This window comes from Pseudomonas sp. Sample_20, from assembly GCF_004307585.1.
Taxonomy (GTDB): domain Bacteria; phylum Pseudomonadota; class Gammaproteobacteria; order Pseudomonadales; family Pseudomonadaceae; genus Aquipseudomonas; species Aquipseudomonas atacamensis.
In genome coordinates this window covers 1-14825 of record NZ_RCOA01000108.1, presented here as the reverse complement: position 1 = coordinate 14825, position 14825 = coordinate 1, and the positions used below count along the sequence as shown (strand labels likewise).

The 14825-nt window shown below is 59.9% G+C and carries 14 protein-coding genes; 9 read left to right on the top strand and 5 right to left on the bottom strand.

The window, feature by feature from the left end; translation table 11 throughout:
• Nucleotides 1-149: 149 nt before the first annotated feature.
• Nucleotides 150-1118 carry a 2-hydroxyacid dehydrogenase gene (locus D8U70_RS21465; RefSeq protein ID WP_071172790.1) on the bottom strand — a complete coding sequence of 323 codons (969 nt, stop codon included), beginning with the start codon at nt 1116-1118 and terminating at the stop codon, nt 150-152.
• 156 nt (nt 1119-1274) lie between these two features.
• Nucleotides 1275-1658, bottom strand: a complete 384-nt coding sequence (locus D8U70_RS21460; RefSeq protein ID WP_110645592.1) for a tautomerase family protein — start codon at nt 1656-1658, stop codon at nt 1275-1277.
• Nucleotides 1659-1907: 249 nt separating this feature from the next.
• On the opposite strand from D8U70_RS21460, the gene D8U70_RS21455 reads away from it, so the two are divergent.
• The 3 genes from D8U70_RS21455 to D8U70_RS21450 all read left to right on the top strand — a co-directional run bounded on the left by D8U70_RS21455 (nt 1908) and on the right by D8U70_RS21450 (nt 3857).
• The gene (locus tag D8U70_RS21455) at nt 1908-2102 is read left to right on the top strand and encodes a hypothetical protein (RefSeq protein ID WP_056789207.1); all 195 of its coding nucleotides are present in this window, start codon (nt 1908-1910) and stop codon (nt 2100-2102) included.
• A gap of 49 nt (nt 2103-2151) precedes the next feature.
• On the top strand, nt 2152-2322 hold the full coding sequence (locus D8U70_RS27790) for a hypothetical protein (RefSeq protein WP_163032915.1): 171 nt from the start codon (nt 2152-2154) through the stop codon (nt 2320-2322).
• A 254-nt stretch (nt 2323-2576) separates the two neighbouring features.
• Complete coding sequence (locus D8U70_RS21450; RefSeq protein ID WP_024013278.1) at nt 2577-3857, top strand: HAAAP family serine/threonine permease; 1281 nt, start codon at nt 2577-2579, stop codon at nt 3855-3857.
• Nucleotides 3858-4023: 166 nt separating this feature from the next.
• On the opposite strand, the gene acnB is transcribed toward D8U70_RS21450, so the two are convergent.
• Nucleotides 4024-6633 carry a bifunctional aconitate hydratase 2/2-methylisocitrate dehydratase gene (acnB, locus tag D8U70_RS21445; protein ID WP_024013276.1) on the bottom strand — a complete coding sequence of 870 codons (2610 nt, stop codon included), beginning with the start codon at nt 6631-6633 and terminating at the stop codon, nt 4024-4026.
• 467 nt (nt 6634-7100) lie between these two features.
• On the opposite strand from acnB, the gene D8U70_RS21440 reads away from it, so the two are divergent.
• Nucleotides 7101-7571 carry a DUF1289 domain-containing protein gene (locus D8U70_RS21440; RefSeq protein ID WP_024013275.1) on the top strand — a complete coding sequence of 157 codons (471 nt, stop codon included), beginning with the start codon at nt 7101-7103 and terminating at the stop codon, nt 7569-7571.
• A 100-nt stretch (nt 7572-7671) separates the two neighbouring features.
• On the opposite strand, the gene D8U70_RS21435 is transcribed toward D8U70_RS21440, so the two are convergent.
• Nucleotides 7672-8535: a universal stress protein gene (locus D8U70_RS21435; protein ID WP_076562374.1), complete on the bottom strand. Its 864-nt coding sequence runs from the start codon at nt 8533-8535 to the stop codon at nt 7672-7674.
• A 159-nt stretch (nt 8536-8694) separates the two neighbouring features.
• On the opposite strand from D8U70_RS21435, the gene miaE reads away from it, so the two are divergent.
• From miaE to D8U70_RS21420, 3 genes are all read left to right on the top strand, one after another.
• Nucleotides 8695-9297 (top strand): tRNA isopentenyl-2-thiomethyl-A-37 hydroxylase MiaE, encoded by a 603-nt coding sequence (gene miaE / locus D8U70_RS21430; protein ID WP_122507980.1) that lies wholly within the window; start codon nt 8695-8697, stop codon nt 9295-9297.
• A 141-nt stretch (nt 9298-9438) separates the two neighbouring features.
• Complete coding sequence (locus tag D8U70_RS21425; RefSeq protein ID WP_110645593.1) at nt 9439-10146, top strand: winged helix-turn-helix domain-containing protein; 708 nt, start codon at nt 9439-9441, stop codon at nt 10144-10146.
• On the top strand, nt 10147-11433 hold the full coding sequence (locus D8U70_RS21420) for an ATP-binding protein (protein ID WP_130929670.1): 1287 nt from the start codon (nt 10147-10149) through the stop codon (nt 11431-11433).
• 99 nt (nt 11434-11532) lie between these two features.
• Here the strand turns inward: D8U70_RS21420 and D8U70_RS21415 are convergent, their stop codons facing one another.
• On the bottom strand, nt 11533-12021 hold the full coding sequence (locus D8U70_RS21415) for a GFA family protein (protein WP_130929669.1): 489 nt from the start codon (nt 12019-12021) through the stop codon (nt 11533-11535).
• A 139-nt stretch (nt 12022-12160) separates the two neighbouring features.
• Here D8U70_RS21415 and glsB point away from each other — a divergent pair, with 139 nt between their 5' ends.
• The gene (gene glsB, locus D8U70_RS21410) at nt 12161-13069 is read left to right on the top strand and encodes a glutaminase B (RefSeq protein ID WP_024013269.1); all 909 of its coding nucleotides are present in this window, start codon (nt 12161-12163) and stop codon (nt 13067-13069) included.
• 180 nt (nt 13070-13249) lie between these two features.
• Entirely contained in the window at nt 13250-14752 is a 1503-nt protein-coding gene (locus tag D8U70_RS21405) for an aldehyde dehydrogenase family protein (protein ID WP_130929668.1), read from the top strand.
• Nucleotides 14753-14825 lie beyond the last annotated feature (73 nt).

Here is a 14825-nt window from a genome sequence, read left to right as displayed (position 1 = left end):
CTTATTTTGGAGGCCAGACATCATTGGCTAATCTAATGGTGCGCTCGGGTGCTCACAAGCGCGAGTCGGTCTTATAGGTTAGCGTGTTGCTGGATAATCAACTTTGAGAATGGGACAAAGATCGGCGCAGACCGAGGATCCCGTGCGAGTTAATGCACGCGTTGGTTGTTCAACTTGGGCGGCAGGGCGACAGGCGTCAGCACCGGTTGTCCGGAGAAAAACGCCATCAGGTTTTTCCCCACCAGTTCAACGGTGCCTTGGGTGGCTTCGGGGGAAAGCCCGGCGACGTGGGGAGTCAGCACAACGTTGCTGAGGTGTTTCAGGGCGTCGGGCACTTCCGGTTCGTGATCGAACACGTCCAGCGCTGCGCCGGCGATACGACGTTGTTCGAGTGCAGTGATCAGGTCTGCCGTTGCGATAACACTGGCGCGGGCGATGTTGACGATAAATCCCTTGGGGCCGAGGGCATCGAGCACGGCTCGCGTCACCAGATGTTGAGTAGCAATGCCACCGGGCGTGGCAACGACCAGAAAGTCCGAGGCTCGCGCCAGATCGGTCGGTGTCGAGCAGAACGCATAAGCGACGTCGCTGCGCACCTGGCGGTTGTGGTAGCTGATCTGCATGTCGAAACCCAGCTCCGCACGCTTGGCAATCGCCATGCCCACCGCGCCCAGTCCGAGGATGCCCAGACGCTTGCCGGCCAGCGACGGGCGCATGATTTTCGGCCATTCACCGCGGCGCACGGCGGCATCGCAGCGCGGGATGTCGCGGACCAATGCCAGCAGCAATGCCATCGCATGATCGGCCACTGACGAGGCGTTGACTCCGGCGCCATTGGTGACGGTGATGCCACGGTCACTGGCTGCTTGCAGATCGACCTGTTCATAACCGGCGCCGATCACCGTGATGATTTTCAGGGCGGGCAGGGCGCTGATCTCTTGCGCAGTCAGGCCCAGTGGGCCGCGAGTAAGCACGGCATCGATGCGACTACCATGAGTGGCGATGGCTTGCGCGCGTTCGGCTGGCGTTGGTGCAAGAATCAGGTGGAAACCCTGATGCTCGAGAATCGGCAGATAGTCATTGATCGTTTCAACCAGTACCAGAACGGTTGCGGGCATTGCGCGGCTCCTGTGATTGGCGGCGGGTGGGTCGCGAAAGTCGACTCAGAGTGCTGAATCCGCAGCGGCTTGGCAATCGTTGCATTCACGCAGTGGTGCTTTGATTCTGGACGGGTTCGTGGAACAAGCAAGTACGCAGGCATGGCGCACGACCCATCAGCTGACGTATTGCGCAACACCATTACCGAACGACCAGTTCTCTTTCTTCACCTCCAGCAGATTGATGAACACATCCTCCAGGCGAATGCCCAGTTGCGCATGCAGTCGCTCGGCAATGGTTTTGAACAGCAATTGTTTCTTTTCCACGCTGCGCCCTTCGCTGATGGTGATCTGGATGAACACCACGCCGTCGCTGCGCTGGATGCCGAGGTATTGAGGGTCGTACACGAAGTGCTGGCCATCGTGCTCATTGAGAATCTGGAAGTTGTCGTGTTCGGGGACATCGATACAGCTGCGCAGGGCGGCGTAGATCTGTGCGCCGATGCGCCTGGCGAAAGTGGGATCGGGATTTTGCTGGATGTCGACGCGGACCAGTGGCATGGGAGGCTCCTTGGGTTATGGCTTCTCACACGCTAGATCAAGGGCAGGGTTCTGGCAGGTAATTGGTCTGGAATATCGCAAATTCCGTGTATGAGGCGGCTTACGTGACTCGCGGATTTTGCCTACGGGAATGGCAGATGCGTCTGCTGGTCAGCGTGAATGGAACAGTTTGATGATAAGGGCATGACGATAGCCGTCGATGTGCATGCAAATGCTGACACCGATCCGCCAGCAGCCAAGGAGGGCAAAATGTTCCATAACGATCGCGAAAATCTGGAGCTCGACAGGCTGGAAAACGAATCAAGGAAACTCGTGGCTGAATGGAAAAAGCTTCAGGCTGAAGAGAAAAAGTTATCAAGGGAGACGAAGCTCTATCCAATTGCAGTGTTTGGTGGAGTCTTGACTGCAATCACCGCAGTGGCAGGGTTTTTCTTCAAGTTGTGAGTCTTCATGCTTCACGACCGTCAGGCGCATTATTCAAAGGTTAATCAGTATGAGCACATATGACCGTAAGGCACGACTGGAGCAAATTGAGCGAGAGTTCGCAGAATATGACGAAGCGGTGCGCAATAGAGACAAGCGCGAAAATGGCAAGCTCTGGTTGCTCTTCGGCTTCGGGCTGTACTGCGTTTTATTGGGTTTCATGCTCGGCATATCGCTCTAGGCGCATTCGATGACGCATGGGTGGGTGCAAAACGTATCCGTTTGCGGCATCTGACGTATCCGTAAACGACCTTGTTTTTTCCATAAACGACCATCCTTGGATCTGCTCCGCACAACCATTCCTCAGCTAAGTCTTTGCTTGCATTGATTTATCACGGAGAATCGCGCCCCTGTTTCGGCCGGAGCATGTCTGTCGGTTTTTTCCGACGCGTCCTGACCGAGTGGCAAGTGACCGGAATGCGGAGATCCGACCGGATGAATGATCAGGCCAATAGCCTCGAAAAGCGCTTCGACGCAGCAGCACCCGCTGAACTTTCGAGCTGGAATCGCCAGGACACCACCTGGATGCTGGGACTGTTTGGGACGGCCATTGGCGCCGGCACCCTGTTTTTGCCGATCAACGCAGGATTGGGTGGCTTCTGGCCGCTGGTGATCCTCGCGCTGCTGGCATTTCCGATGACGTTTTACGCGCACCGTGGCCTGACCCGTTTTGTGCTGTCCGGTCGCGAAGGCGCCGATATCACCGAAGTGGTCGAGCAGCATTTCGGTATCAAGGCCGGTGCCTTGATCACGCTGCTGTACTTCTTTGCCATCTTCCCGATCCTGCTGATCTACAGCGTCGGCCTGACCAACACGGTCGCCAGTTTCCTCGAACACCAACTGCACATCACGCCGCCACCGCGCGCATTGCTGTCGTTCGTGCTGATTCTCGGCCTGCTGGCCGTGGTTCGTTGCGGTGAGCAGGCGATCGTCAAGGCCATGAGCCTGATGGTCTATCCGTTCATCGTTGCGCTGCTGTTCCTCGCCGTGTACCTGATTCCGCACTGGAACGGCGGCATCCTCGCCACCGCCTCGCAAGTGCCGGCGCCGTCAGCGTTGCTGCACACGCTGTGGCTGGCGATTACGGTGATGGTGTTCTCGTTCAACCATTCGCCGATCATCTCGGCGTTCGCGATGGACCAGAAGCGTCGTTACGGTGTGCACGCCGACGAGCGCAGCTCACAGATCCTCGCGCGCGCTCATGCATTGATGGTCATTTTGGTGCTGTTCTTCGTATTCAGTTGCGTGCTGACCCTGTCGCCGGAGCAACTGGCTGAGGCGAAAGAGCAGAATCTTTCGATCCTGTCGTACCTGGCCAACCACTTCAGCAACCCGACCATCGAGTTTGCGGCGCCGTTGATTGCATTTGTGGCGATCTCCAAGTCGTTCCTCGGTCATTACATCGGGGCCAGCGAAGGCCTCAAGGGTCTGATCGTCAAAAGCGGCAGACGTCCGGGCGCCAAGGCGCTGGATCGCATCGTGGCGGCGTTCATGCTGGTGATCTGCTGGATCGTCGCAACGCTTGATCCGAGCATCCTGGGCATGATCGAAACCGTCGGTGGGCCGGTGATTGCGGCAATCCTGTTCCTGATGCCCATGTACGCGATTCGCAAAGTGCCAGCGATGGCGCGCTATCGCGGTCAGGCGTCGAACGTGTTTGTTACAGCGGTGGGTCTGGTGGCGATTTCGGCGCTGGTTTACAAGCTGGCTGTGTAATGACTGATCGTTCCCACGCTCTGCGTGGGAACGCCTCTTGTGACGCTCTGCGTCACGCTTGGGGACGCAGAGCGTCCGGGGCTGCATTCCCACGCGGAGCGTGGGAACGATCAAAAAAAACGCCGCTCATCTCACGATGGGCGGCGTTTTTTATTGCCTTGCAGCGTTAGGCTTGAACGACCGGGATCTTGGCGTTCGCAGCAGCTTCACGGAACTCGGCGATCTGGTCGAAGGACAGGTAGCGGTAGACATCGGCCGCCATGCTGTCGATCTTGCCAGCGTATTCCATGTACTCCTCGACGGTCGGCAGGCGACCCAGGATCGAAGCAACGGACGCCAGCTCGGCCGAGGCCAGGTAGACGTTCGCGCCGTCGCCCAGACGGTTCGGGAAGTTACGGGTCGACGTGGAGACCACGGTGCTGTTCGGCTCAACGCGTGCCTGGTTACCCATGCACAGCGAGCAGCCTGGCATTTCCATGCGAGCGCCAGCCTTGCCGTAGATGCCGTAGTAGCCTTCTTCGGTCAGTTGGTGAGCGTCCATCTTGGTCGGCGGCGACAGCCACAGACGGGTTGGCAGCTGACCCTTGACCTGATCCAGCAGTTTACCGGCAGCGCGGAAGTGACCAATGTTGGTCATGCACGAACCGATGAACACTTCGTCGATCTTCTCGCCAGCAACGCTGGACAGCAGACGGGCGTCGTCCGGATCGTTCGGCGCGCAGAGCACAGGCTCGTTGATCTCGGCCAGATCGATTTCGATGACTTCGGCGTATTCGGCGTCGGCATCGGCTTCCATCAGCTCAGGATTGGCGATCCAGGCTTCCATCGCTTGAGCGCGGCGTTCCAGGGTGCGCGCATCGCCGTAGCCTTCGCCGATCATCCAGCGCAGCAGGGTGATGTTGGACTGCAGGTACTCGGTGATCGACTCTTTCGACAGCTTGATGGTGCAACCGGCAGCCGAACGTTCGGCCGAGGCGTCGGACAGCTCGAACGCCTGCTCCAGGGTCAGACCTTCCAGGCCTTCGATTTCCAGGATGCGGCCGGAGAAGGCGTTTTTCTTGCCTTTCTTCTCGACGGTCAGCAGACCGTTCTGGATAGCGAAGTACGGAATGGCATGAACCAGGTCACGCAGGGTGATGCCAGGTTTCATCTTGCCTTTGAAGCGCACCAGGATCGATTCCGGCATGTCCAGTGGCATTACACCAGTGGCCGCAGCGAACGCGACCAGACCGGAACCGGCCGGGAACGAGATGCCCATCGGGAAACGGGTGTGCGAGTCACCACCGGTACCGACGGTGTCCGGCAGCAGCATGCGGTTCAGCCACGAGTGGATGATGCCGTCGCCCGGACGCAGGGAAACGCCGCCGCGGGTCATGATGAAGTCAGGCAGGGTGTGGTGGGTGGTCACGTCGATCGGCTTTGGATAGGCCGCGGTGTGGCAGAACGACTGCATCACCAGATCAGCGGAGAAGCCCAGGCACGCCAGGTCTTTCAGTTCGTCACGGGTCATTGGACCGGTGGTGTCCTGAGAGCCCACGGTGGTCATCTTCGGTTCGCAGTAGGTGCCGGGACGCACGCCCTGGCCTTCTGCCAGACCGCAAGCCTTGCCGACCATTTTCTGCGCCAGGGTGAAACCCTTGGTGCTTTCAGCCGGAGCTTCCGGCTTCTTGAACAGATCGAACGCTGGCAGACCCAATTCGGCGCGAGCCTTCTCGGTCAGGCCACGGCCGATGATCAGCGGGATACGACCGCCGGCACGGACTTCGTCCAGCAGCACCGGGGTTTTCATTTCGAAAGTGGTGATGACTTCGTCGGTACCGTGCTTGCAGACTTTGCCGGCGTGCGGGTACAGGTCGATCACGTCGCCCATGTTCATGTTCGACACGTCGAACTCGATCGGCAGGGCGCCGGCATCTTCCATGGTGTTGTAGAAGATCGGAGCGATCTTGCTGCCGAAGCAGAAACCGCCAGCGCGCTTGTTCGGCACGTACGGGATGTCGTCGCCGAAGAACCACAGCACCGAGTTGGTCGCCGATTTACGCGAGGAACCGGTACCGACCACGTCACCGACGTAGGCGATCGGGAAACCCTGGCCGCGCATTTCTTCGATCTGCTTCATCGGGCCGGTCTTGCCTTGCTCGTCCGGAACGATGCCGTCACGGGCCATTTTCAGCATGGCCAGGGCGTGCAGCGGGATGTCAGGACGCGACCAGGCGTCTGGCGCAGGGGAGAGGTCGTCGGTGTTGGTTTCGCCGGTAACCTTGAATACGCGCAGGCTGATCTTGTCGGCCAGCACCGGGCGCTTCTTGAACCACTCGCCGTCAGCCCAGGATTGCAGCACGGCCTTGGCGTGAACGTTGCCGTTCTTGGCTTTTTCAGCGACGTCGTGGAAGGCATCGAACATCAGCAGGGTGTGCTTGAGTTCTTCGGCGGCGACTGGCGCCAGTTCGGCGTCGTCCAGCAGTTCAACGAGGGTGACGATGTTGTAGCCGCCCTGCATGGTGCCGAGCAGTTCTACAGCGCGTTTCTTGTCCAGCAGAGGGGAGGTGGCTTCGCCCTTGGCCAGGGCAGACAGGAAGCCGGCCTTGACGTAGGCGGCTTCGTCCACTCCAGGTGGTACGCGATTGGTGATCAGGTCAACGAGGAAAGCTTCTTCGCCAGCCGGAGGGTTCTTCAGCAGCTCGATCAGGCCTGCTGTTTGTTCGGCGTTAAGCGGCTGGGGAACGATACCCAGGGCTGCACGCTCTTCGATATGTTTGCGGTAGGCTTCAAGCACAGTTATTACCCTCATCAGTGGTCCCAAATGGGTGTCCGGGACGCTCATCCCGAAATTGCCGTACTCATGCGCCTCACGACGTTGTGGGTCGTTCGGCCAGAATTACCGGCAATTCCTTACAGAAGCTGCTTTCAAAGTTTTACGCCTGCAGAACGGGGAGCTGATGAGGGTTGGCGTTGGGCTTTTCCCCGCTGGAAAAACCCTTCGCCAACACCGCTCTGAAGGAACGACTGTGCTCGTGACGCTTTGAAAACAGCTTCTAACGGACATTGGCGCCTTAAAAGGCTGGCTGATTCTACGGCAAAAAAAATTTAAAGGTAAGTCGCGCTCTATTGGACTTTCGTGGCAATCAGCGCGGCCGGAGCAAACCTGCGACGCTGGCGAGACCTTGCTGTTTGAGGGGTGATCAATGCCCGACAAAGGGCTAACATGCCGGCCTGTTCCGCGTTTCAGTGTTCTGCCCATTTATGCCCAATCAGACCATCAAGACCCCCTGCGTCGGCCTCTGCTCCACCGTTTACGGTGACCTGGTGTGCCGTGGCTGCAAGCGTTTTCACCACGAGGTGATCCATTGGAACGGGTACAACGAGGAGGAAAAGCGTGCGGTGTGGCTGCGTCTGGAGCAATTGCTGTCACAAGTGATGGCGAGCAAAGTCGAGATCTTCGATCCGGCGCGCCTGCGCGAGCAGCTCGAACAGCGCAAGATCCGCTTCGTACCGCATCAGTCGGAATATTGCTGGGCCTATCAGCTGATTGCCCGGGGCGCGCGGGTGATCATTAATCTTGAGGCGTACGGGATGGTATTGCTGCCGGAGTTCCGCGACTGGAACCTGCCGGAACTGCGCGATGCCATTGATCGGGAATTCTTCCTGCTGTCGGAAGCGCATTATCAGCGCTACATCGCCCCGGGCTTTCTGAAAGACGCCTTCGGCGCCTGAACAGCAAAAGCTTCGCGAGCAGGCTCGCTCCCACAGGGAAATGCATTCCAGATGTGGGAGCGAGCCTGCTCGCGAAAGCGCCAGTCAGACATGGCAATCCTCAGTGTTTTGCCGTCAATTCCACCAGATGATCCTCAACCTCCTGCGGCTTGAGTACCAGCACATCGCTTTCCAGCGTATCCAGCACCGCTTCAGCGGTATTGCCGATCAACGCGCCTGACAGACCACTGCGCGCCACCGTGCCAATTACCGTTACTGCCGCCTGGAGCTTGTGCGCCATGAACGGGATCAGCACATCTGCCGGGCCTTCCTCGATGTGCAGGTGCTCGTCATCGACATCGAACTCCGCCTGAAACGCCCGGCACTGCTCGCGGTATTTGGCTTCTATGGTCGATTTCAGCTGAAACGTCGGGTCCGCCGCCGAGAGCATCGGCGACGGATGCGCGGTAATTACATGCAGGTGCGCTTTGGCCAGACTGGCGATGTCATAGCCGTGATCGATGATGGTGCTGTGCAAATGCCGATGCTCACCGTCGGCATTGCCGACATCGACCGCAGCCAGGATCACTTTGTCCTTCCACGAACCGGCGGTTTTTACCAGCAGCACCGGGGTAGGGCAGTGGCGCAGGAGCTTCCAGTCGGCCGGGGTCAGCAGGGCTTTTTTCAGGGAACTGTCGGGGAAATGCTGTTTGATCACCAGGCCGCAACCCTCGGCCTGCTGCACATCGATGATGGTTTCGTGCAGGCTCTCGTTCCACGCCTGTTCGGTGGTCACGCTGTAGCCTTCGGCGAGCAATGCCGCCTTGAGCACGCTGAGCAGGCCGGCGTGGTCATGCTTCTTGTCACACACCAGTAGATGCAGATGGGCCTGGGTGACACCGGCGATCAGCTTGGCGCGCTTGAGCGCCAGGCTTTCTGCATGTTCAGGTTCGATGACCACCAGAATGCTGCGAATGGCTTGCATGAGCGGAGTCTCCAGCAAAGAAAAGGCACGGCGTTGCACAACTATAGTTGCTACCCGAACGTCTGCGACTTGATGCATATCAACAGCCGCCGCTGGTGGTCTGCGGGCAGGCCGGTATAATCGGCGCCCTTCGCTCGAACACCTTTTACCGTGAGCCCCATGATCCTTCCCGAAATCCACGAATTCCTTGGCTGCCGCACGCCCGACGCCTGGGTCCAGGCGGCACTGGTCGACCAGGAAACCCTGCTGATCGATCACAAGAACTGCGAGTTCAAGGCCGCCAGCACGGCGCTGAGCCTGATTGCCAAGTACCACGCCCATGTCGATCTGATCAACATGATGTCGCGCCTGGCCCGGGAAGAACTGGTGCACCACGAGCAAGTCATGCGCATCATGAAGCGGCGCAAGATCGAGTTGCGTCAGCTGCACGCCGGCCGCTACGCCTCGGGCCTGCGCAAGGTGGTGCGCAGCCACGAACCGGTGAAACTGGTGGATACGCTGGTGGTTGGCGCTTTCATCGAAGCGCGCAGTTGCGAACGCTTTGAAGCATTGGTGCCGCATCTGGACGAAGAACTGGGCAAGTTCTATTTCGGTTTGCTGAAAAGCGAGGCGCGGCACTTTCAGGGTTATCTGAAACTGGCCTATCAGTATGGTGATGCCAAGGATGTCGCGCAGGTGATCGAGCGCGTCCGTGCGGCCGAGCAGGAACTGATCGAATCGCCGGACGAGGAATTCCGCTTCCACAGCGGTGTGCCCGCCTGAATTTGTTAAAAACTCTTAAGAGTATGAAACATCACCGAAAACCGGCCCGAGTGGCCGGTTTTTGCTGTCCGCCGTCATCGCCTGTTCGATGAATGCCAGCATAATATCGGCCCTTCCACGTTTGGCTTGGCAACGGTTGTTATGGATAACCTGGGTTTCGGCAAAGTTCTGCTGGTCGAAGACGATGAGCGTCTCGCCGCACTGATCGCACACTTTCTAGAACAGCACGGCTACGAGGTGCGCACGGTGCATCGCGGTGATCTGGCCATGGCTGCGTTCCTGGAATTCAAGCCGAAAGTGCTGGTGCTCGACCTGATGTTGCCGGGGCAGAGCGGTTTGCAGGTCTGCCGGGAAATTCGCAGTGTCTCGGACACGCCGATCGTGATCCTCACGGCCAAGGAAGATGATCTCGATCACATTCTCGGTCTGGAGTCCGGCGCTGACGATTACGTGATCAAACCGATCAAGCCGCCGGTACTGCTCGCGCGGCTGCGGGCGTTGCAACGGCGGCAGACGCCGGACAGCAGCGTGGTGAGTTTTCTCGAGTTCGGGCAATTGAGCATCGACCGCAGTTGCCGGGAAGTGCGCCTGACCGGTGAGCTGATCGAGCTGACCACCATGGAGTTCGAATTGCTCTGGTTGCTCGCCAGCGCGGCAGGCAAGATTCTTTCCCGCGATGACATTCTCAATCGCATGCGCGGCATTGCCTTCGACGGCCTCAATCGCAGCGTTGACGTCTACATCAGCAAGTTGCGCAACAAACTCAAGGACAACCCTCGCGAGCCGGTGTGCATCAAGACCGTGTGGGGCAAGGGCTATCTGTTCAATCCGTTCGCGTGGGAGTTGTAGATGCTGCGCTTGTTCCTCGGCCTGTTTCTGGTGATGACGGTGGGTCTGGTGCTGGCCTTGCAGGCGGTCGAGCACACCTTCAACGCCTTGCTCGACAGCCAGACGCAGGATTACAACCGTGAAGCCGTGCGTGGTCAGGCGTGGTCGCTGGTCGATCATCTGCAAGGCCGCCAGGGCGCCGAGCGTGAACAGAAACTCGATTCATTGCGCGCGCACTATGGTCTGTCGCTGAGTCTGGTCGAGGCCGATCAACTGGCCCTCACACCGCAGGAAAAAGCCGAGCTCGCGCGGAATCTGTTGGTGATCCGCGACGATTACACGCAGTTCATCAGCAACATCGATGGCGGCTCGCAGTTGCTCAGCATCAAGCTGCCGCCAGAGCCGAGCCTGATGCCGTTCTACATCACCGCGGCGTACATGATGCTCGCGGTGTTGATCGGCATCGTTCTGTTTTTTTGGGTGCGTCCACACTGGCGCGACCTGGAAAAGCTGCGGCTGGCGGCCGAGCGTTTCGGCGACAACGATCTGTCGGTGCGCATTCAGTTGTCGCGGCGCTCGAACATCCGCGATCTGGCCGAGCACTTCAATCTGATGGCGGCGCGCATCGAGGGCTTGATCGCCAACCAGCGCGAACTGACCAACGCGGTGTCCCACGAATTGCGCACACCGATTGCGCGGCTTTCTTTTGAGCTCGATCAGCTCAAACAGCAACCGGACGCGAGCCAGAATCGCGAGCTGATCGCCGACATGTACGCCGACCTCGGTGAGCTGGAGGAGATGGTCTCGGAGCTGCTGACGTACGCCAGCCTTGAACACGGCGCGACAGTGATCAAACGGGAGAATATTCACGCAGCCGATTGGCTCGACAGCGTTGTCGGCAGTGTGGCGCTTGAGGCCGAAGCAGTGGGCGTGCAGCTGTCGATCACCGATTGCCAGGTCGACACTGTAAGCATCGAACCGCGCTTCATGGCGCGGGCGGTGATCAACCTTTTACGCAATGCCATTCGCTACGCCGAGCAGCGCGTCGAGGTGTCGCTGCTGCGCAATGGCGATGACTATGAAGTGCGGGTCAGCGATGACGGCCCGGGTGTGCCGCTGGAGGGACGGGAGAAAATCTTCGAGCCGTTTTCGCGACTGGATGCCAGCCGCGACCGGCGCACCGGGGGTTTCGGACTGGGCCTGGCGCTGGTGCGGCGGGTTTCGCAGTCCCATGGCGGGCAGGTTGAGGTTGGCGAATCGGTGTGGGGCGGGGCGTTGTTCAGGATGACCTGGGCGCATCTGGACTGATTGATATTGCCTGACCCGGCCCCTTCGCGAGCAGGCTCGCTCCCACAGGTGATGGCATTCCAAATGTGGGAGCGAGCCTGCTCGCGAAGGGCGCGGTGTTCAGCGAGTTACACCGAGTCGCTCATGCCACTGGGCGATTGATTCTTCGGGATATTCATCAAACTGCTGATCCTTCGGCTTCGCCTCGACCTCAACCCACGGCGCTTTCGAACCAAGCATCAGGTGCGTGTGTTCCGGCGGCACCGGCAGTGGCGTGTCGATCGCCGAGGCGAATGGATGAATCAGCTCTGGCCACTCCGGGCTGAACAGCCAAAGGCCGCTGCCGCACAGCGCACAGAAGTGGCGTTCGGCGCTGCTGCGATGGGCGCGCTTATCGCCGTCAGCTTTCATCTTCGCGTGATAGATGCTGATGTTTTTGCGTCCGCGAACCTTGAGAGTGGTCGCGTCGCCGCCAAGGTTGATCGCATAACCGCCGCCGCCCTGGGTCTTGCGGCAGATCGAGCAATAGCAGCGTTGATAGGGATAAGGATGGGCGCTGTCGAGGCTGAACGTGACTTCGCCGCAATGGCAGGAGCCTTCGAGGTGCATGGTGCTCTCCTGTGTCTGAATGGTCCGCTTCAGCCTAGAACATTCTGCCTGATGCTTGCCGGTGTGATGCGACCGGCGGGCGCAGCGTCTAGCCCCAGTGTCCCCGCGATCCCATGGGGCGAGACTTTCGGAACCCGGCATGCAAGCGCTGTTGAACGAGATCCTTGACGCCGTCCGGCCCCTGATCGGGCAGGGCAAAGTTGCTGACTATATTCCCGCCCTCGGCACGGTGCCGGCCAACCAGTTGGGCATCGCCGTGTACAGTAACGACGGCGAAATGTATTGCGCCGGCGACGCTGAAACGCCGTTCTCGGTGCAGAGTATTTCCAAGGTATTCAGCCTGGTGCAGGCCATCGATCACTCCGGCGAAGCGATCTGGGAACGGCTTGGCCACGAGCCGTCCGGCCAGCCGTTCAATTCGCTGGTGCAACTGGAATTCGAGCGCGGCCGCCCGCGCAATCCGTTCATCAATGCTGGGGCGCTGGTGATCTGCGACATCAACCAGTCGCGATTCGCTGCGCCGACACTGTCGATGCGCGACTTCGTCCGACGTCTGTCCGGCAATCCGCAAATCATGATCGACGGCAAGGTCGCCGACTCCGAATACCAGCACCGCGCGCGCAATGCGGCGATGGCCTATCTGATGCAGTCGTTCGGCAATTTCCACAACGATGTCGAAGCGGTGCTGCGCAGCTATTTCAGCCACTGCGCGCTGCGCATGAACTGCATCGATCTGGCCCGGGCGTTCTGCTTTCTGGCCAATGACGGGTTCTGCAAGCACAGCGGCGAGCAGATCCTGACGCGCCGCCAGACCCAACAGGTCAACTCGATCATGGCCACCAGCGGTCTGTATGACGAGGCGGGCAACTTCGCTTATCGCGTCGGCCTGCCGGGCAAGAGCGGGGTCGGCGGCGGCATCGTTGCGGTGGTGCCGGGGCAGTTCAGCGTGTGCGTGTGGTCGCCCGAGCTAAATGCCGCCGGTAACTCGCTGGCGGGGATGGCGGCGCTGGAACTGCTGAGCTCGCGGATTGGCTGGTCCGTCTTCTGAAGACACACCACGATTTCCAGTGTGGGAGCGAGCCTGCTCGCGAAGAGGTCGGCACCTTCAGCATCGATGTCGTCTGGTCGGACGCTTTCGAGCAGGCTCGCTCCCACCGGGTGCAGTGTTGCTTTGCAGGATCGTGTTCTATACATTTTCCGGCCGCCCTCTGCATGGTGAATCCGCTTCATGTCTCTTGCGCTCGAACGTCTAGTCGCTGGCACGCCGATCCCTTTCGCCGGTAACCGCGTCACTGTGGTCAGCCCCGAACTGGCCGCGCGGTTTCAGCCCGGTGACCATTTGCTGGTCGAGCAGGTCAGTGGCGAGTTGTTGCTGATCCCCGTGGCCGATCAACAGGCCGCCTCGGTGGCAATCGAGCGTGCGGCTGCGGCATTCACCGCGTTGTCGGCGGTGTCCGATGAAGCCATCAGCCGGTTCTTCGATCTATTCGCTCAGCGCCTGGAAAGTCCTGAATGCTGGACGCAGATCGAAGCCGCCAACCGCGCCGACATCGAACGGGCCAAGGCGCGCGGCCGCTCGACCACACGCTTGCTCGCTGATGAACGCATGCGCCGCGACATGATCGCCGGGCTGCGCGCCTGGCGTGATGCGCCACCGACCCGGGGCAAAGTGATCAGCAGTGTCGAGCACGATGGCTGGAAGGTTGAGCAAGTGGTCTCGCCGCTGGGCATCGTCGCGTTTGTCTTCGAAGGCCGGCCCAACGTATTTGCCGACGCCGCCGGGGTGTTGCGCACTGGTAATACGGCTGTGCTGCGCATCGGCAGCGATGCGTTGGGCACTGCGCAAACCATCGTCACTCACGCCTTGAACCCGGCACTGGCCGAAGCCGGCTTGCCGGTTGGAGCGGTGTCGTTGGTCGAAAGTGTCAATCATGCTGCCGGCTGGGCGATGTTTGCCGATCGGCGTCTGTCGCTGGCGGTGGCGCGCGGCTCGGGCCGTGCGGTCAGTCAGTTGGGCAGCATCGCCCAGCAGGCCGGCACTGCCGTCAGCCTGCACGGCACCGGCGGCGCGTGGCTGATCGCCGACCGTGACGCCGACGCCACTCGCTTCGCGGCAGTGGTGCGCAACTCGCTGGACCGCAAGGTCTGCAATACCCTGAACGTCTGCCTGATTCAGCGCGAACGTGCCGATGAGCTGGTGCCGCTGTTCCTTGAAGCTTTGAAAGACGCCGGTACTGCGCGCGGCCAAGGCTGCAAATTGCACATCGTCGCGGGCAGTGAAAGTTGCCTGCCAAGCGAATGGCAGAACGCAACAGTCGAGGTTTATCGCGCCGAGGGTTACCAGACCGAAGCGCTGGCCGAGTCTTTGCCCGAGTCGGAGCTGGGCCGCGAGTGGGAATGGGAAGAAACCCCGGAAGTCAGCCTGATGATTGTCGACGATCTGGATCAGGCGATTGTGCTCTTCAACCGTTACAGCCCGCAATTCACCGTGTCGTTGATCAGCGAGGCGGCGGCGGTTCAGGAACGTTTCTACAACGCAGTGAATGCGCCGTTCGTAGGCAACGGCATCACCCGATGGGTCGATGGTCAGTACGCGTTGAACAAGCCTGAGCTGGGTCTTTCGAACTGGGAGAGCGGGCGCCTGTTTGCGCGCAGTGCGATTCTTTCCGGGGATGGCGTGTTTACCGTGCGTAGCCGGATGACTCAGGTTGATCTCACGGTGAAACGCTGATCTGTTGATCGTTCCCACGCTCCGCGTGGGAATGCAGCCCGTGACGCTCCGCGTCACTGGACGCAGAGCGTCC